This window comes from Roseinatronobacter domitianus, from assembly GCF_023336755.1.
GTDB lineage: Bacteria > Pseudomonadota > Alphaproteobacteria > Rhodobacterales > Rhodobacteraceae > Roseinatronobacter > Roseinatronobacter domitianus.
The window spans coordinates 130,321-147,754 of the sequence record NZ_JALZWP010000003.1; the positions used below are offsets into that span (position 1 = coordinate 130,321).

The 17,434-nt window shown below is 60.5% G+C and carries 20 protein-coding genes; 12 read left to right on the top strand and 8 right to left on the bottom strand.

What is annotated here, in order from left to right:
• Positions 1-70: 70 nt before the first annotated feature.
• Both M3N55_RS04630 and M3N55_RS04635 read right to left on the bottom strand, forming a co-directional pair.
• The gene (locus M3N55_RS04630) at positions 71-1,441 is read right to left on the bottom strand and encodes a TolC family outer membrane protein (RefSeq protein WP_249056856.1); all 1,371 of its coding nucleotides are present in this window, start codon (positions 1,439-1,441) and stop codon (positions 71-73) included.
• Positions 1,442-1,465: 24 nt separating this feature from the next.
• Positions 1,466-2,119: a protein-L-isoaspartate O-methyltransferase family protein gene (locus M3N55_RS04635; RefSeq protein ID WP_249056858.1), complete on the bottom strand. Its 654-nt coding sequence runs from the start codon at positions 2,117-2,119 to the stop codon at positions 1,466-1,468.
• Between the two features lie 146 nt (positions 2,120-2,265).
• On the opposite strand from M3N55_RS04635, the gene M3N55_RS04640 reads away from it, so the two are divergent.
• From M3N55_RS04640 to M3N55_RS04665, 6 genes are all read left to right on the top strand, one after another.
• Positions 2,266-2,715 carry a YtoQ family protein gene (locus tag M3N55_RS04640; RefSeq protein WP_249056860.1) on the top strand — a complete coding sequence of 150 codons (450 nt, stop codon included), beginning with the start codon at positions 2,266-2,268 and terminating at the stop codon, positions 2,713-2,715.
• A gap of 70 nt (positions 2,716-2,785) precedes the next feature.
• A complete protein-coding gene (gene mscL / locus M3N55_RS04645; RefSeq protein WP_249056862.1) occupies positions 2,786-3,172 on the top strand; it encodes a large conductance mechanosensitive channel protein MscL in 387 nt (128 codons plus the stop codon).
• A 99-nt stretch (positions 3,173-3,271) separates the two neighbouring features.
• The gene (locus M3N55_RS04650; RefSeq protein ID WP_249056864.1) at positions 3,272-3,907 is read left to right on the top strand and encodes a queuosine precursor transporter; all 636 of its coding nucleotides are present in this window, start codon (positions 3,272-3,274) and stop codon (positions 3,905-3,907) included.
• A gap of 248 nt (positions 3,908-4,155) precedes the next feature.
• The gene (arfB, locus tag M3N55_RS04655; protein ID WP_249056866.1) at positions 4,156-4,575 is read left to right on the top strand and encodes an alternative ribosome rescue aminoacyl-tRNA hydrolase ArfB; all 420 of its coding nucleotides are present in this window, start codon (positions 4,156-4,158) and stop codon (positions 4,573-4,575) included.
• 82 nt (positions 4,576-4,657) lie between these two features.
• Entirely contained in the window at positions 4,658-5,113 is a 456-nt protein-coding gene (locus M3N55_RS04660) for an NUDIX hydrolase (RefSeq protein ID WP_249056867.1), read from the top strand.
• Positions 5,114-5,224: 111 nt separating this feature from the next.
• A complete protein-coding gene (locus M3N55_RS04665) occupies positions 5,225-6,691 on the top strand; it encodes an inorganic phosphate transporter (RefSeq protein ID WP_249056869.1) in 1,467 nt (488 codons plus the stop codon).
• A 16-nt stretch (positions 6,692-6,707) separates the two neighbouring features.
• Here the strand turns inward: M3N55_RS04665 and irrA are convergent, their stop codons facing one another.
• A complete protein-coding gene (gene irrA / locus M3N55_RS04670) occupies positions 6,708-7,145 on the bottom strand; it encodes an iron response transcriptional regulator IrrA (protein WP_283163873.1) in 438 nt (145 codons plus the stop codon).
• Positions 7,146-7,271: 126 nt separating this feature from the next.
• Between irrA and fabA the strand changes: the two genes are divergently transcribed.
• The 4 genes from fabA to M3N55_RS04690 all read left to right on the top strand — a co-directional run bounded on the left by fabA (position 7,272) and on the right by M3N55_RS04690 (position 10,493).
• A complete protein-coding gene (gene fabA / locus M3N55_RS04675) occupies positions 7,272-7,781 on the top strand; it encodes a bifunctional 3-hydroxydecanoyl-ACP dehydratase/trans-2-decenoyl-ACP isomerase (RefSeq protein ID WP_249056871.1) in 510 nt (169 codons plus the stop codon).
• 123 nt (positions 7,782-7,904) lie between these two features.
• Positions 7,905-8,372, top strand: a complete 468-nt coding sequence (locus M3N55_RS04680; RefSeq protein WP_249056872.1) for an RrF2 family transcriptional regulator — start codon at positions 7,905-7,907, stop codon at positions 8,370-8,372.
• 92 nt (positions 8,373-8,464) lie between these two features.
• Positions 8,465-9,694, top strand: coding sequence for a beta-ketoacyl-ACP synthase I (fabB, locus tag M3N55_RS04685; RefSeq protein ID WP_249056874.1), 1,230 nt, complete (start codon positions 8,465-8,467; stop codon positions 9,692-9,694).
• Positions 9,695-9,704: 10 nt separating this feature from the next.
• Positions 9,705-10,493: an enoyl-ACP reductase FabI gene (locus M3N55_RS04690; protein WP_249056876.1), complete on the top strand. Its 789-nt coding sequence runs from the start codon at positions 9,705-9,707 to the stop codon at positions 10,491-10,493.
• A 39-nt stretch (positions 10,494-10,532) separates the two neighbouring features.
• Here the strand turns inward: M3N55_RS04690 and M3N55_RS04695 are convergent, their stop codons facing one another.
• Together M3N55_RS04695 and M3N55_RS04700 are read right to left on the bottom strand one after the other, a co-directional pair.
• Positions 10,533-10,892, bottom strand: coding sequence for a fluoride efflux transporter FluC (locus M3N55_RS04695; protein ID WP_249056877.1), 360 nt, complete (start codon positions 10,890-10,892; stop codon positions 10,533-10,535).
• Positions 10,889-11,242 carry a fluoride efflux transporter FluC gene (locus M3N55_RS04700; protein ID WP_249056879.1) on the bottom strand — a complete coding sequence of 118 codons (354 nt, stop codon included), beginning with the start codon at positions 11,240-11,242 and terminating at the stop codon, positions 10,889-10,891. The genes M3N55_RS04695 and M3N55_RS04700 overlap by 4 nt, the downstream gene beginning before the upstream one ends.
• A 117-nt stretch (positions 11,243-11,359) precedes the next feature.
• Between M3N55_RS04700 and M3N55_RS04705 the strand changes: the two genes are divergently transcribed.
• The gene (locus M3N55_RS04705; protein ID WP_249056881.1) at positions 11,360-12,325 is read left to right on the top strand and encodes a KpsF/GutQ family sugar-phosphate isomerase; all 966 of its coding nucleotides are present in this window, start codon (positions 11,360-11,362) and stop codon (positions 12,323-12,325) included.
• Positions 12,326-12,397: 72 nt separating this feature from the next.
• Positions 12,398-13,102, top strand: coding sequence for an FkbM family methyltransferase (locus M3N55_RS04710; RefSeq protein WP_249056883.1), 705 nt, complete (start codon positions 12,398-12,400; stop codon positions 13,100-13,102).
• 126 nt (positions 13,103-13,228) lie between these two features.
• Here the strand turns inward: M3N55_RS04710 and M3N55_RS04715 are convergent, their stop codons facing one another.
• From M3N55_RS04715 to M3N55_RS04725, 3 genes are all read right to left on the bottom strand, one after another.
• On the bottom strand, positions 13,229-15,229 hold the full coding sequence (locus tag M3N55_RS04715; RefSeq protein WP_249056884.1) for an acyltransferase family protein: 2,001 nt from the start codon (positions 15,227-15,229) through the stop codon (positions 13,229-13,231).
• Between the two features lie 72 nt (positions 15,230-15,301).
• On the bottom strand, positions 15,302-15,997 hold the full coding sequence (locus M3N55_RS04720; protein ID WP_249056886.1) for a hypothetical protein: 696 nt from the start codon (positions 15,995-15,997) through the stop codon (positions 15,302-15,304).
• A 66-nt stretch (positions 15,998-16,063) separates the two neighbouring features.
• The gene (locus tag M3N55_RS04725; protein ID WP_249056888.1) at positions 16,064-17,374 is read right to left on the bottom strand and encodes a 3-deoxy-D-manno-octulosonic acid transferase; all 1,311 of its coding nucleotides are present in this window, start codon (positions 17,372-17,374) and stop codon (positions 16,064-16,066) included.
• Positions 17,375-17,434: the final 60 nt, after the last annotated feature.

Consider the following 17,434-nt stretch of genomic DNA (forward strand, 5'->3'; position numbering starts at 1 on the left):
GCTCTCCACTGTTCCGCAGGCAGCCTAGCGCGTCCGGAACCGTCAGACAATCACCTATGCGCCGACAGGATTAATCTGCCTTGTTGAGGGCGCGCAGAATGCGGTCCAGCGCCTCGCCCTGCGCCGAAATGGCCGGTGCGTCCTTGACGGCGTTGTAATAGGCTTCCGGGTCATAGGTTGTAATGCCCAGCCCAAGGTGCTCGACCGTCAACAAGCCCATGCTGGCAAGCAGGTTGTAAGTGGCCGTTTGCAAACCGGCTTCGGCCTGCAACAAGGTGGTGCGCGCGTTCAGCAGATCGTTTTCGGCGTTCAGCACATCCAACGTGGTGCGCGCGCCCAGTCGCGCCTCTTCGCGCGTGCCATCGAAGGCGTTTTGCGAGGCCGTGACCTGCTGGCGGCTGGCACTGATGCGCGCGCGGGTCACATCCAGATTGGCCCAGGCCAGCGCCACGTTCTGCAACACCTGCGCCGCTGTTTGATGCAGCCCAGCGCGCGTCGCGTCGCGCCGAGCAATAGCTTGCCGTGACAAGGCCCGGAGTTGTCCACCCTGATAAATTGGACGGGCATATGTAATCCCCGCCGTCACGCTGCCCACGTCGCTGGCCGCTTGATTCGAGAAACTGCGCCCGACCCCGGCACTGCCAGTCACAGACCCGTGGCGCTGCGCCTCGACGCGCTCAGCGTTCAGATCGCCCGCCGTCACCTCGAACTGGGCTTGCAGGATGCTCGGATGCGTGCGGCGCGCAATGTCTTGTGCCGCCTGCAAGGAGGCTGCCGTGCGCGGCAACGCCGGCGCGGCCCTCAGGCTTGATGGATAGCTGCCGGTCACAAGTTTGTAGCCCTCGCGGGCGGCGGCAAGATCACCCTCAGACGCGGCAAGCTGCGAACGGGCGGCGGCCAGGCGCGCCTCTGCCAGCGATACGTCTGTGCGCGTCACCTCGCCCAGCTCGAACCGTTCGCGCGCGGCGCTCAACTCTCGGGTAATGACCCGCACCGTGGCCTGCTGCAACAGCACGGCTTCGGTTGCCGTCCGCACGTCCATGAAGGCAGAGACAGCATTGAGCAAAACCTGCTGCTCAGCGTTCAAAAGTGCCTGACGGGTGGCCAGAACTTGCGCTTTCGCCGCCTCCTTGGCCAATCGGCCCCGCCCAAAGTCCACGAGTGTGACCTCGGCATTCAGGTTGAACGACAACGTCAACGACTCAGAGCCACTTGATTGGGCCCGCCCCTGAAGCCCAGCCACGAAATTCACCACCGGGCGCAACTGCGCGACGGCGATGGCGACATCCTCATCTGCGGCCCGCAACACAGCGCGATTCTGCTCCAGAATGTTGGAATTCTGATAAGCTGCAACAAAGGTATCTGCCAATGATTGCGCCATGGCAGGAATCGGTGAACACAGCGCAGCGGCAATGCAAAGAGCACTCAGACGTCGGATCATTTCGCGGCCTTTTGTATGTCGGTTTTACAGGCTGAAAGCGTGATCGCGTTCGAAACCGGGAAGCACCGGCGCGCCTGCATTGAATTCGTCGCGCCATGCAATGCGGCCCTGCTGCTTCACACCAATACGCACCACACCCAGCGATCCTTCAACGAACAGGCAAGCCGCACGTCCGCCCTCGCGCAACTGGTCGGTCAGGGCATCGGGAAACTGCTCTACTCCGCCTTGCAAGATCATGGCGTCGTAAGGCGCATAGTCCGGCGCACCGTTCGTCAGCGGTCCGGTGTGCAGCACAACAGTGTCGCAGCCAGTGGCGCTCAGTGCGGCTTGGGCTTCCGCAGCAAGCACCGTGTCTTCCTCTACCGCGACGACACCTTGAGCGATCTGGGCCAGAACCGCCGCAGAATAGCCCGTCCCGCAGGCAATATCGAGCACAAGGTCGCGATTTCCGACTTCCAGCGCATCCAGCATCTTGGCGAATGTTCGGGGTTCCAGCAGCACACGGCCGCCGCCCAAATCAATATTATTGCCCATATAGGCAGCCTCGATCAGGCGCTCTGGCGTGAACACCTCGCGCGGGATACGCAGCATCGCGTCTATGATCGGGAACTTGGTCACATCCGAGGGGCGCACTTGCGTGTCCACCATCATGGTGCGACGGGCGGTGAAGTCCGGCATGATGTGAACTCTCCGGTTCAGTTTCTGTCCGCCTGTGCTTGCCACAGAATGCCCCTCATCGCAACATGGCATAGCATACCAAGCGCGGGTTTTGCGTTGGCCCGCGCTATGCTAGGGCAAGCAAAAAGCAGCAAAGGGGAAACACCATGCATTATGCCATTTATCTTGCCGGCGAGATCCACAGTGATTGGCGCGATGCGCTGATTGCCGCTTCTGACGGGTTGCCGGTGTCTTTCAGCGCGCCCGTCACCGACCACGCAGCGTCGGATGATTGCGGTGTGGCCATTCTGGGCGCAGAGGACAACAAGTTCTGGCACGATCATAAAGGCGCGAAGTTAAACGCTATCCGAACCCGCAAGGCCATAGAAGAGGCCGATATCGTCGTGGTCCGCTTCGGCGATAAATACAAGCAATGGAACGCCGCCTTCGATGCAGGCTACGCTGCCGCACTTGGCAAATCGCTGATCGTGATGCACGGGGCCGACCACCAGCACGCCCTGAAAGAGGTCGATGCCGCCGCCCTTGCCGTGGTCGAAACGCCCGAACAGGTCGCCCAAATCCTGCGCTATGTGACTGAAGGCGCCTTGCCACGCTGATTCCAGCTTTACAGGTCTATCACATCGCAGCATTACCCTACACGCTATTATAAAGCATCAGGAGTATAACATGCTTAACGAGTTCAAGGCCTTCATCATGCGCGGCAATGTCATGGACATGGCCGTGGGTATCATCATCGGCGCGGCCTTTACCGCCATCGTCACCTCGCTGGTGGATGATCTGGTCAATCCGCTGATCGGACTGATCATCGGCGGGGTTGATTTCAGCAGCATCAGCTTCGGGCTGGGCGAAGCTCAATTCATGATCGGCAATTTCATCAACGCGGTCATCAAGTTCGTGATTATTGCATGGGTGGTGTTCCTGCTGGTCAAGGGCGTGAACCGGGTAGCCAGTGTGGGCAAGAAGAAAGAAGAAGCGCCCGTGGAAGAAGCACCGAAAGGCCCGACGAGCGAAGAGTTGCTTGTCGAAATTCGCGATGCTTTGAAAGCGCGCTAGGGCAACGCCCCTCTTGCCAAAATCGGGCGCGCAGGTTATGCGCGCCCTGCCTTTCAGAAGGCACAAGTCTCCGCAACCTTGTCAAAACGGACCATATACATGACCCGCACTTACCTGCCCGGCGTAATCGCCATGGCGGCCATTGTCGTCGCCTCGAATATTCTTGTTCAATTCCTGTTCGGAAACTGGCTGACATGGGGGGCGTTCACCTACCCTCTGGCCTTCTTGGTCAATGACGTGATGAACCGCGTCTACGGCCCCCAAGCCGCGCGCCGCGTTGTGTGGGTCGGCTTCGCCGTCGGCGTTATCTGTTCGTTGATCGGCACGCAGATCATGGGCGAATTCGGTCCATTGGTGACATTGCGCATCGCGCTGGGGTCGGGCACCGCGTTTCTGGTGGCCCAACTGGTCGATGTTGCGATTTTCGACCGCCTGCGCGAAGACAAGCATGGCGGAGCATGGTGGCGCGCGCCGTTGGCATCGACCTTGGTCGGGTCCACGCTGGATACTGCCTTATTTTTCAGCATCGCGTTTTCTGCGTCGTTGATTTTCCTGGAACCCGCCAATGACGTGTCATGGGCCGGGGAAATCCTGCCACTGCTTGGTTTTGGGCCCGAAGCCCCGCTTTGGGTGTCGCTCGCAGTCGCAGATTGGGCGGTCAAACTGTCGCTCGCGCTGCTGGCACTAGTGCCTTTCCGCCTGATCGTTTCGAAAATGACGCAACCTGTCGCATAATTTCTTTTGACAAACACAAAATATGTGCCACCATTCTCCTAACAGCAACGTAATGAAAGGAGGTGGTCCAGTGTCTAGAGTGATGTTGGAGAGAGGTGCGAAGACAGTCAGAGGGGGCAAAACCTGACGGCAGCCCCGATGGGGAACCCTTTTTGATTGGGCCGTGCTCTAATTCGGCTCCATCTCCTGAAGCTCGTTTAGGGCCGTCCATTATTTGGGCGGCCCTTTCGTTCACCGGCGAAAGCAAGATGCGCATAACTGATGAAATCACCCTGCAAGACTGGGAATTGACCGAAACATTTACCCGATCGCAAGGACCGGGCGGGCAGAATGTGAACAAGGTGTCATCTGCGGTGGAATTGCGGTTCGAAGCCGCGCGCAGCCCAAACCTGACCGATCCCGTCAAGGCGCGCCTGCGACGGCTGGCCGGACGGCGCTGGACGCAGGATGGCGCGTTAATTTTGCGGGTGGAGGAGACGCGCAGCCAGACCCGTAATCGCGAAATTGCGCGCGCCCGGTTGGCAGAGCTGATCGTGCAGGCCACCAAACGGCCCAAACCGCGCATTGCCACGCGGCCAACGCTGGCCAGCAAGCGCAGACGGCTTGACGCGAAGTCGCATCGCGCTGGCATAAAAGCTGGCCGGGCCGAGCCTCGTGAAGACCCATGAAGATGTGATGCGCAAATGCGCTTAAGCGTCATAAAACTGATACATAACCATGGCACGCGGGCCGAAATGAAGGAACGAGCAGATGAATACCGCAAGCAGGCCCATAGACATCCTGAACAACGCGCTGGAATTCGTGCGGCCCGCGTTCGTGCAGGTCGCGGCGCTTTGCTTGCGCAACGGCGCACGCGGGACGGAGGTGTTGCTGATCCAGACCCTGACGCGCAAATTGTGGATGATCCCCAAAGGCTGGCCGATGGACGGGATGACGTTGGCAGAGGCAGCCGCTCAGGAAGCGTGGGAAGAAGCCGGAGTGCGCGGGCGGATTACAACGGACCCGGTAGGCGCATTCACCTATACCAAGATCAAAAGCAGCGGGCTGCCCGTGCAATGCCGCGCGCAGGTATTCCGACTGGATGTGACCGAAACCTCCGATACGTTTCCCGAAGCGAACAAGCGCACCCGTCAATGGGCCAGCCCGCAAAAGGCCGCCTCGGCGGTCCAGAACCCACACTTGGCGCGCTTACTGGCATCATTGTAAAGATTTTGTAAAAATCGTACAGTTATCCACAGCCTTCGGGGACCGTTGCCGCCCCGCAGAAGCGGTGCTATCCCCCGTCGTCACAAAACCTTCACAAGGGAATCGACGGGCGTGGCAGAGCAGTTCGAGAAATCGTGGAAAACCCTGAACAAGGATCTTGGCAAGATTTCCGCGATGGAACAGGCCATGGCCTATACATCGCGCCCGCTGGTCGCGTCTGGGGTTGCTCTGGCGTTCATGGCCCTGACCGGGATCATTGCGGCCGCGCTGATCGGTTTCGACCCATTGGGGCTGATCGTTGTCGCCGCCGCCATTATCGGCGCCTATATGGCGCTGAACATTGGCGCCAATGACGTTGCAAACAACATGGGCCCGGCAGTGGGCGCACGCGCGCTGACCATCGGCACAGCACTGATTGTCGCGGCCATTTGCGAAACAGCAGGTGCCCTGATCGCCGGGGGCGATGTTGTCGGCACCGTGTCGCGCGGCATTATCTCGCCAGAGGCGGTGGCCGAAACCCAGACTTTCATCTGGGCGATGATGGCCGCCCTTCTGGCCGGCGCGCTTTGGGTCAATCTTGCAACATGGGTCGGCGCGCCCGTCTCCACCACGCATTCCATTGTGGGCGGCGTGATGGGCGCGGGCATTGCCGCCGCAGGGCTCAGCGCTGTCAACTGGGAGATGATGGGCCGGATCGCGGCCAGCTGGGTGATTTCGCCCCTGCTAGGGGGGCTGTTTGCCGCAGCATTTCTTGGAATCATCAAGTCGCGGATCATCTACCGCCCCAACATGATAGACGCCGCGCGCTTCTGGGTTCCGATACTGATCGGCATTATGGGCGGATGCTTTACAACATATCTGGCGCTGAAAGGGTTCAGCAAGATTTACAAGATCAGCTTCGAGAACGCGCTGCTGCTGGGGCTGGCGGTTGGAATCGTGTTGACCATCGCGATGCGCCCGGTGATCCGATACCAAAGCAAGGGTATGGAGAACCGCAAGAAATCGCTCAAGGTGTTGTTCAACATCCCGCTGATATTTTCGGCCGCGCTGCTCTCCTTCGCGCATGGCGCCAATGATGTCGCAAATGCCATCGGCCCGGTGGCCGCTATCGTTCATGCCGTGCAGGATGGGGGCGCGTCCGACAGCGTCGCCATCCCGCTTTGGGTCATGCTGATTGGCGCTGTGGGCCTGTCTGTAGGGCTTTTGCTGTTTGGGCCGAAACTTATGAATATTGTCGGCAGCGAGATCACACGCTTGAACGCCATGCGCGCTTATTGCGTGGCACTGGCCGCCGCGATTACGGTGATCTTCGCGTCGGGACTCGGGCTACCAGTGAGTTCGACCCATATCGCCATCGGAGCAGTGTTCGGGGTCGGCTTCTTTCGCGAGTGGTATCACGAGCGTATTCTGAAAGAAAACAGGCTGGACACAACATCGCCCCCCGAAGTGCGGACCCGCAGAAAGGTCGTGCGGCGCGGGCATTTCGTAACAATACTTGCCGCTTGGGTTGTAACAGTGCCGGCAGCGGCCTTGCTGTCAGCGCTACTATTTTACGGGATGCGCTTGATTACCCTGTAAACTAGGCGCAGGCAGCTTAGCTGCGGCGGACACGGATAATCACATCAACGCGTGCGATCTCTGCGCCCGCTGGTGCCGCAGGCAATCGGCTGATTTCCAGCTCGGACGCCGGCGCATCGCTCAGCTCCTGAGTATCTTCCCAGAAGAAATGCGGGTGATCGTCGGTGCATGTATCGAAATACGATTTCTGTCCATCGACCGTGATCTCATTCATCAGCCCAGCGTCGCAAAACGCCCGAAGCGTGTTGTAAACGGTCGCGAGGGACACGCTTTCACCACGTTCTTTTGCGGCAATGAACAGCCCTTCGGCGGTCACATGACGATCGCAACCGTCCCCCACCAGCAGGCTGGCCAATGACAAACGCTGACGCGTTGGCCGCACTTGCGCGCCGGACAACCAGCTTGCGCCGGTCTGCATGGCGGCATCGGTGATATCTGCAAAATTCGTATCCATGCCTATTAAATACGCGCGCGCGACGCAGAATTCAAATGAAAACAGGTCGCAGGGGGCACCACGCGGTCTTGCGGCCCGTCAAATGAGGGTGATAAACCCGTGCAACGCCAAATAAGGAGTGCCGATATGTCCCAGTTCCCGACCTCGTTTGACAAAGAGGGCCTGCTGGCCTGCGCCCGCGGCGAATTGTTCGGCCCCGGCAATGCGCAACTGCCCGCGCCGCCGATGCTGATGATGGACCGCATCACGGATGTATCCTCGGATGGTGGATTGCATGGCAAAGGGCATATCACAGCGGAATTCGACATCACGCCCGACCTGTGGTTTTTCGAATGTCATTTCCCCGGAAACCCCATCATGCCCGGCTGTCTGGGCCTTGATGGCCTGTGGCAGTTGACCGGCTTCAACCTTGGCTGGCGTGGCTGGCAGGGTCGCGGCTACGCGCTTGGCGTGGGCGAGGTGAAGTTGACCGGAATGGTGCGCCCCGACCGCAAGATGCTGACTTACAAGGTGGACTTTACCAAAGCGATCCAGACCCGCCGCCTGACCATGGGCGTGGCCGATGGAACGGTCGAGGCCGATGGCGAAGTCATCTATCAGGTCAAGGACATGAAAGTCGCCCTGTCAGAGGGCTAACCCGGCAGGCACTCTGCCGCACAAAACAGGTGGGGTGGTGGCGGCAGACCAACCCAATTTGATTCAGATCAGGACATTTCACGCAAATCCGGTTACAAAAGCCCCAACCGAAAGCGGAGAGCCATGCGCCTGACGACCAGAACAAACCTTGCCCTGCGGGTCTTGATGACCTGCGGGATCAACCACGGCGAAAAGCTGCGCACCGCCGATATTGCCGAGCGCTGCAATGCCTCGGTGCATCACCTGTTGCAGGTTGTCCACACGTTGCAAGAGCACGGGTTTGTCGAAACATTGCGCGGGCGCGGCGGCGGATTGAAGCTGTCACGCGACAGCGAAGACATCTCTATTGGGGAAGTGTTTCGCATCTTCGAATCCGGCACGCCTTTTGCCGAGTGCTTTTCGCCAGAGGGCAACACCTGCCCGCTTGTCAGCGCCTGCCGCTTGCGAAATTACATTACACGCGCGCTGGACGCCTTCTACCACGAATTGGACATGGTAACGCTGCAAGACCTTGTGCGCGGAAATTGTGGGTTGCGGGAATTGCTTGCAATGGCGCCCCAAGCCCCCAAAAACTGTGCGCCCGCGCAATAACTCGCGCCAATCAAGTATCACGCTTGCGGCCTTGCCCTAACAGCGTGCCTGCCCTAGACAGGCTGGCGGCATGAATACAAGGGGGGACGCCAATGCGTCGCGTGGTCATTACAGGTCTGGGTGTCATTTCGCCCATTGGGAACAACGCCGAGGAAGTTTCGGACAGCCTGCGCAAAGGGCGGTCGGGCATTGTCTTTGCCCCGGAATATGCTGAACACGGGTTCCGCAGCCAGGTCAAAGGCGAACCGAAAATTGTGCTTGAGGACCATATCGACAAGCGCAACCTCCGCTTCATGGGGCCGGGTGCTGCGTATAACTTTCTGTCCATGGAGCAAGCGATTTCGGATGCCGGGCTAGAGGAAGCGGATATTTCCAACCCGCGCACCGGGCTTGTGACCGGATCGGGCGGGCCGTCCACATCGAACCTGTTTCAGGCACACAAGATCGTGGTCGAAAAGGGCAGCCCCAAGCGCATGGGACCATTCATGGTCACGCGCTGCATGTCGTCCACGAACTCTGCCTGTCTGGCGACCCCCTTCAAAATCAAAGGCGTGAATTACTCGATCACATCGGCCTGTTCGACATCGGCGCATTGCATCGGCAACGGCGTGGAACTGATCCAGATGGGCAAGCAAGACATTGTCTTCGCGGGCGGAGGCGAGGAGCTGGACTGGACCCTGTCCTGCCTGTTTGACGCGATGGGCGCGATGTCGTCCAAGTATAACGACACGCCCGAAGCCGCCGCGCGCGCGTTCGACGCCACCCGCGACGGCTTCGTCATCGCTGGCGGTGGCGGGATGCTGGTTCTGGAAGAACTGGAACACGCGAAAGCACGCGGTGCCAAAATCTATGCCGAAGTCACAGGCTATGGGGCCACATCCGACGGGCATGACATGGTCGCCCCCTCTGGTGAAGGCGGCGAGCGGTCGATGCGGCTGGCGCTTGGCACCCTGCCCGAAGACCGGAAGGTCAGCTACATCAACGCGCATGGCACCTCGACCCCCGCAGGTGACGTGACAGAGGTTGAAGCCATCCGCCGTATCTGGGGCGAGGGCAATGTGCCCCCCATCTCATCCACCAAGTCGCTGACCGGCCACAGCCTTGGTGCGACCGGCGTGCATGAGGCGATCTATTCGCTGCTGATGATGCAGGGCAATTTCATCACCGCCTCTGCTAATGTAAGCGAACTGGACCCGGCCATCCGCGAGGGCGAAATCGCCACATCGCTGGTCGAAAACGTGGAACTGGATTCGGTTCTCTCCAACAGCTTCGGCTTTGGCGGCACCAACGCGACACTGCTGTTCAGCGCCTGGCGCGACTAAGGGGGCTGTCATGACAGGTCTGATGCAAGGCAAACGCGGGCTGGTCATGGGCGTGGCCAATGAACGCTCTATCGCGTGGGGAATCGCGCAGGCACTGGCGGCCGAGGGCGCGGAACTTGCCTTCAGCTACCAGGGCGAAGCCTTCGGGAAGCGCGTGGAACCCTTGGCCGCGAGTGTCGGGTCCGACCTGTTATTGGATGTCGATGTCAGCGACGATGCGTCCATGGATGCCGCCTTTGCCGCGCTGAAAGACCGCTGGGGCAGCATGGATTTTCTGGTCCATGCCATCGCTTTTTCGGACAAGGCCGAACTGACGGGCCGTTTCCGCGACACCAGCCGCGCAAACTTTGCGCATTCGCTGGATATTAGCTGCTACAGCTTCATTGATGCGGGTCGCCGCGCGGCAGAGTTGATGCCGAATGGCGGCTGCCTGCTGACCGTGACTTTCCAAGGGTCCAACAAGGTGACGCCGTTTTACAACGTGATGGGCGTGGCCAAGGCCGCGCTGGAAAGCGCCACGCGCTACCTGGCCAATGATCTGGGCCCGGAGGGCATTCGCGTGAACGCGATAAGCCCCGGCCCGATGAAAACGCTCGCAGGCGCGGCCATCGGCGGCGCGCGCAAGACCTACCGCCATACCGAGGCAAACGCTCCCTTGCGGACAAACGCCACGCTCGGCAGCGTGGGCGGTGCGGCGGTGTTTCTGGCCAGCGACTACGGCGCGCATACCACGGGAGAAATTGTGCATGTCGATGGCGGCTATCACATCATGGGCTTGCCGCAGGTAGAGAACCTGTAAAGGGGGGCTGCGCGCCCCCCTCTGGGCCTTGCGGCCCATTCACCCCGGCGGAGTATTTCGGGCAAGATGAACGCGCTTTCCAAGCCTAAGGCCGAAGGCAACGCCACCAAGCGATAACGCAAGTGTTGCCGAGACGTAAAGCGCGGCGGCAGCGTAGTTGCCCGCTTGCAGGAAAAGCAGCGTTTCCAATCCGAACAGTGAAAAGGTGGTGAAGCCGCCGCAAAACCCCGTCATGCCAAAGGACCGTGCGCGTGGCGACAAGGGCAAAGCCGCCAATAGACCGATCAGAACCGAGCCCGCGACATTCGCAGCCAAGGTGCCGTAAATCGGCAAAAGCCACCACAGCCCCGCCCGTGCGCCTGCACCAATGCCGGCTCCAAGGGCGACCCAGAGGCTCATAGACCGCCCAGCCAAAAGCCGAGCGCCACAGCCGCAACCGACAGCATCACAGAGCCTGCGACATTTGCCACTGCACGCGCGTGCCCTCCTGCTTGCCACATCTGCACGGTGTTTAGCGCAAAGCTGGATACCGTGGTGTAGGCCCCCAGAACGCCAGTTGCCAGAAACAGCCAAACCAAGCTGCCGGGCGCGGCGTTCGCCGCCACCACCCCCAGCGCCAGGCTACCGGTCGTGTTGACGACTGCGATCCCGCGCGCTCCGGACAGGCGCGTGCATATCCAACTGCGGACAAGACCGCCCAAGGCTCCACCCGCGATAATTGCCAGAACTGCCATGATTTCCGGTTTCATTCTGCCTGCTTACCCGATTTAGAAGCCGCGCCCCAAGCCGAAACCCGCACCCCAAGATTGACTTGGCCTGACACCGCGCGGTAAGGCGCAAAGCAGCAACAACAAGAGGTCGCGCAAGTGTCGTCCCAAGTGATCGAAGATGCAATCACCGCAGGCCGCGACGTGCTGCATACAGAGGCGCGCGCCCTTGGCAGAATGGCCGATGAGCTTGGGGCCGAATTTGCGCAAGCCGTGGAAATACTGACTGGCTTGAAAGGCAGGCTGATCGTCGTGGGCATCGGCAAATCAGGCCATGTCGGGCGCAAGATGGCGGCGACCTTCGCCTCTACCGGGACGCCTGCGCATTTCGTCCACGCATCGGAAGCCAGCCATGGCGACCTTGGTATGATAACGCAGGATGATTGCTGCATCTTGCTGTCCAATTCCGGCGAGTCGCGCGAATTGAGTGATGTCATCGGCTATACCCGGCGGTTCAACATTCCCATGATCGCGATCACGCGCGCACCAAACAGCACGCTTGGCAGCCGTGCCGATATCGTGCTCGCCCTGCCCGATGTGCCCGAAGCCTGCGCAATCGGCATGGCGCCCACCACCTCGACCACGGCCAGCATGGCCTTGGGCGATGCGCTGGCGGTCGCGGTCATGCGCCGCAAGGGCTTTAACCCGGAGCGGTTTCACGTCTTTCACCCCGGCGGCAAGCTAGGCGCGCAATTCCTGCGCGTGGCGGACCTGATGTATACCGGTGACATGTTGCCGCTGGTGGCAGAGGACACGCCGATGTCCGATGTTCTGATGCGGATGACCGGCACCGGCTACGGTGTGGCAATCATCATCGAGGGGCAGCGCCTGACCGGCATCATTACCGATGGCGACTTGCGCCGCAACATGGACGGGTTGATGACACGCCGCGCCGCAGATGTCGCGACCCGCAACCCCAAGACCATCCAGCCCGACGCACTGGTGTCCGAAGCTGTGGCGGTGATGAACGGAAAGAAGGTCAATGCGCTTTGCGTGGTGGACGCGGCAGGAAACGTGCAAGGCATGATCCGGCTGCATGATTGCTTGCGCGCAGGGGTGGTTTGAAGATTTGTGCGGACCGAAAATTTCATAACATCGAGGGCGTCGATCACGCGCCTGAAACAAAGGTAAGGCAACATGAAGAAGGTCGGCGAATACTGGGTTCCGGATGTAGATACATTCTGGTTCAAGAACCTGCGCAAAACCAAGGCGAATTATGAAAACGGCGGCCATGGAACGCAGTTGCACCACCTGACAGACGCGATGTCCCATATCCGCGTGCAGGTCGGCGATGCACGCATGGCGGCCAGCGTGGCCATTGATGCGGGCGCAAATGTCGGGGCCTATGCGCGCCACATGGCCGGGCAATTCGGCCATGTTCATGCGTTCGAGCCTGCGCAAGACACCTTCGATTGTCTAAAGCGTAATGTCGCCGATTGGGGGCTGAAGGACCGGATTACCGTGCATCAAAAAGCAGTGTCAGACGCGCCCGGCGGCGTCAGCATGGGCACGCCGGGGCTTTTCAGACGCTCTATCTCACGCGAAGTAAGCGGCACGGGCGATATTCCGGCAGTCACGCTCGACAGCCTTGAGATGACAGAGGTTCTGTTCCTGAAATTGGATGTTGAAGGATATGAATTGAAAACCCTTCATGGAGCGTATGCTCTTCTGGATCGGTGCAAACCTTTTGTGATGATGGAAATGAAAGAGCGCAAAGTGGCCAAGGGGACAGCGGACATGGCCGCCCATGAGTTTTTGATAGAGCGTGGATATGCAGTAAGTGCGAAGCTGGGGACACCCTTCGTCGACTGGTTATATGCGCCCGCCCACATGTCGCCATGATAAGATGAATAAAATCACCAAGGCTTTTAAACGGTTTACGCGCTTTGCGTGGTCGATGACGCGCAAGCGGTGCAAAGCATGATTCGCCTGCATGATCGCCTGAGCGCCGGCGTGGTCTGAGCCGGGCTACTCCGCCAGCAGAACCGGGGCCAAACGGGCGGCAAAGGCTTCGCGCCCGGCGGCGCTAAGGTGGTCTTCGTCGGTCCACAAACTGCGCTGGCAATTCAGAAAGTCATCCGGCATTTGCAGATCAATCACGGCCATCTGATCGACCACGGAAACCCGCGCCATGGCTTGCGCCCGACGGGCGATCTCTTGCGTCATGCGGTCGAATAGTTCCGACTGGCCCGGGCGCAGGGCGAAATCGTGGCGACATCCTTTCACCATGACATAGCTGTCGGGCAGGTGCATTTCGATGCGCGGTGTCAACCATATCACCGGCACATGGACCGACAAGGACTCAAGATAACGACCGATCGCGCCGATCAACTCTGTCTTGACCACTAGCTCCATGAAGGGGATCGGCATCTCTGGACCGAAAGTGCGGAACAGCCGCTCGGCGCTACGCCCGGCGGCATCGGCCACCATATGCTGGCCTGCGCTTTCAAGGATCACATGGCGAAACAGCCCCGGGTCTTGCGCCACCAGTGCGCGGAACGGGTCCAGATTGCACGAATCCTCGGGCGTGCCGGGCCTGCACCCCGCGCGCGACAGGCCGAACAGGAATGGCGTGTCGCTGACCGCGAACAGACCTTCCACCAGGTCCAGCGCGTGGCTGTCGCCCAGCACAGCAACGCCGGGGCCATATTGGTCGCGGCATGCCGCCAAGCGGGCCGCCAAGGCTGTATCAAGCTCTGGGGCGCGGTAGACGAAACGGCACTCGGTCGGGTCAGAATAGCGCGCGATCATATCGGCGTCTTGCAGCACTTCGAAGGTGCGGCGATCTTCGTCGCTTGCCTGCGCAAGCCACAGCGCCGCGCGCCCCTCGGTCTGCAACCCCCAGACCCCGAACGCGACAAAGCCCGCCATGCAAGATAGAACGGCGGCAAACAGGGCCTTGCGCTGCGGCAGGAACCGCGCCCGACCCTGTCCATGATGCCTGAAAGGGCGCTCGACAAGAAACCAGCTCAGCGCCGCCAGCACAAAGACCAAGGCGCATAGCAACAACATCACATGCAGCGCAGGCTCGGCTCCCAAATAGATCCGGGTGAAGGCAAAGAGCGGCTGGTGCCAGAGATACGCACTGTAACTGACAAGCCCGACCGCAACTAGCCCGTGCCAGCCCAAAACACGCCCCAGAACGGTGCCCTTGTCGCAGAACAAGATCAGCGCCACCACGCCGCAGACGGGCAGCAGCGTAGCATAGGACGGGAACAGCACCGACTTGTCATACAAAAAGATCGCCGCCAAAATCGCGCCGAAACCAGCGATACCGACCGCCTCGCGCAGCATGCGCGGCAGGGCATGCAAACGGGTGCGTATGGCCGTTGATGACAGCGCAAAGGCGCATAGCGCGCCTGCCAACAGCTCCCATGCACGGGTCGGGAAGAAAAAGAAGCTTTGCGCCGGTTTGATCCGCCAGGCGGCCTCGCTCAGCGCGAAGCTGCACAGCAGCAAAACAAGGCTGGTCCAAAAGGCCGCGCGTTTGCCGCCCAATCGCCATGCCAGCAGCACTATGGGCGGAAAGATCAGATAGAACTGCTCTTCGACCGCAAGCGACCATGTGTGCAAAAGCGGGTTGAATTCTGCCGCCGGGGCGAAATAATCCAGCCGGTCAATGAAGAGGATGTTGGACAGGAACAGCGCCACCGCCGCTGCGGTTTCCGCGAAATCCTTGAACGCGGGGGGCAGCAGTAGCCAATACGCGACCGGGATGCACACCGCCATGACCAGAAACAGCGCGGGCAGAATGCGCCGCGCGCGCCGCTCGAAGAACTGCCGGAAGGTGAATTGCCCCTGTTCCAAATCGCGTAATATAATAGAAGTGATGAGGTAGCCAGAAATGACGAAGAACACGTCTACGCCGACGAACCCACCCTGAAATAGGGTAAACCCGGCGTGGAAGAACACCACCGGCAAGATCGCAATCGCGCGCAGGCCGTCAATCTCTGGGCGATAAGCAATCATTCGAGAATGTGTTCCTGAAGTTCAAAAACCCCGCCAATCTAGACGAGAGCGGCAGGGCCTAGCTGACGTTTGTCAGTTCCCGTCCTTCGCCTCATACTCCGCAGCCTCTGCCAGCCATTCGGCGGCATAATCCACGTCTTGCCATTCCTTGAACCACGGGCCGCCGCGCGTGTGGTGCACGGCTTGCGGGTAGCCAGTGTCAGGCTTGTCATACCAGCCTTCTAGCCAGTTCCATCCGGTCGGCAGCGCGCCGATTTCGTCATCCTGCGCCCATTGCAGGCGGTGCAGAAAGGCGCCGCTTTCACGGTTCACCAGTTCCGGCGTCAGCTGCTGCGTGCTGGGATGGCCGCAATTCATCAGCATGAAGGACGACCAGTTCTTGCGCGGATAAGCAGATTGCGGCACCCCATCCATCTTGGTGGTTTCCTTGGGAACGTAATCGTGCTGCACAACCATCACGGCCTTGGACGGGTCCATGTAATCCTGCAATTCGGCCACATCGCCGAAGAACAGGAAGTCGCAATCCACGAAGATCGCCCAACCCTCATAGCCCGCCAAATGCGGCACGAGGAAACGCGAATAGGTGAACTCGGTCGAGGCCAGCGGGTCGATCTCTCGCGTATACAAGCCCTGATCCACGAGGTCTTGCAGCTTGATCGGCATCACCTCGACCGGGATAGTGGCGTGCTTTTCCAGCGACTGCTTGGCCACCTGATACGCGATATCCTCGCGCGAATCCCAGCCGATATAAACCCGAAGCTTGTCCATGTCTCAGACCTTTCCGTTGCTATGCCACGTCATTACCGCGCCTTGGCCACCGGGAAAACCGGTATTTCAACTACACCGATCGCTTGGCAGCATGGCGCTTATCGTCTCGAACGCCCGGTCCAGCGGGGCCATGACCTGCGCCTGCACGCGGGCGGCCTTTGCCAAATAACGCGCGCGAAAGTCAGGGTCTTGCGCATCGACCACTGCCTGCGCCATGGCGGCGGTATCTGGCACGCATAATGCAGCCCCGTGCGTGGCCAACAGGTCATACGCCGCGTGGAAATTTCCGACATTCGGACCATGCACGACCAACACTCCCAGCCCCACGGCTTCAAACGGGTTCTTGCCGGTCATGACCCGCCCCTCCAGCGGCAAAGACTGGCCGGGATAAGCGACCGGCACCAGCCGCAACCAGACCCCCATCTCGCCCATGCTGTCAGCGATATAGACCTGTGTTTCAGGCGTAATCGGCTGGCCCTGGGACCGGCGGGCAATTCGTGCGGAGTCAAATACGGCCCGCGCATCGGCCTCTGTGCGGTCGGCATCGCGCATCTGGCGCGGCGCGATTATCATCAGAAGATCCGGGCAAGCGTCCAACGCTTGTGCGTGCACCTGCATGACCTGCGACTCTTCCTCGGTCCGGGTGGACGCCGCCAGCCAGCGCGGGCGGTCGCCGATTTGTGCTTTAATTTCAGCGCGGGCCTGCGCGTGGTCGGGCGGCGGGGTCGACGCGGCTTTTAGCAACCCTGTGACCCTGATCTTGCCCATCGGCGCGCCGATCTGGGCGAATAGCTCTGCCGAGCGGTCGTCCTGCACATGGATTTCACCAAACAGGTCCATCAGCCAGCCATTGGCGCTGGCCGCGCGTTTGCGGTTGCGCAGGCGGCGCGGAGTGACATGGGCGTTGAGGATGACCATGGGGATGCCGCGTTTGTGGGTTTCCGCCAGCAGGCGCGGCCAGAGGTCCATTTCCGACAGCACAAACGCATCGGGGCGCCAATGGTCTAGGAACCGCGCAACGGCACCGGGGTAATCTGCGGGCGCGTAATGGTGAATGACGCGCGGGGGCAGTTGGCGCTTGGCCATCGCATCGGCGGCGGCGCGGGTGATCGAGGTCAGCAGGAAATGCGTCTGCGGGCGGGTCTGCGACAGGCGGTCGAGCAGCGTCAGAAGCACCGTCACCTCGCCTACGCTGACACCGTGGAGCCACAGGAGTTCGCCATCGGGGCGGGCCTGCACGGGGTGGCCCCAGCGTTCGGATAAGCGCGCGGGGTCTTCCTTGCCCTTCTTCGCACGCCAGTTCAGCGCCGCGTGCCAGATCGGCGCGGACAGGCGCGAGAACGCCATATAGGCCAGGATCAGGGCAGGTGTCTGCATGGGTCAGGCCCCTTGGAACGGATCACAGGGCTTGTCGCCGATTGGCGGGGCGGGTGCAAG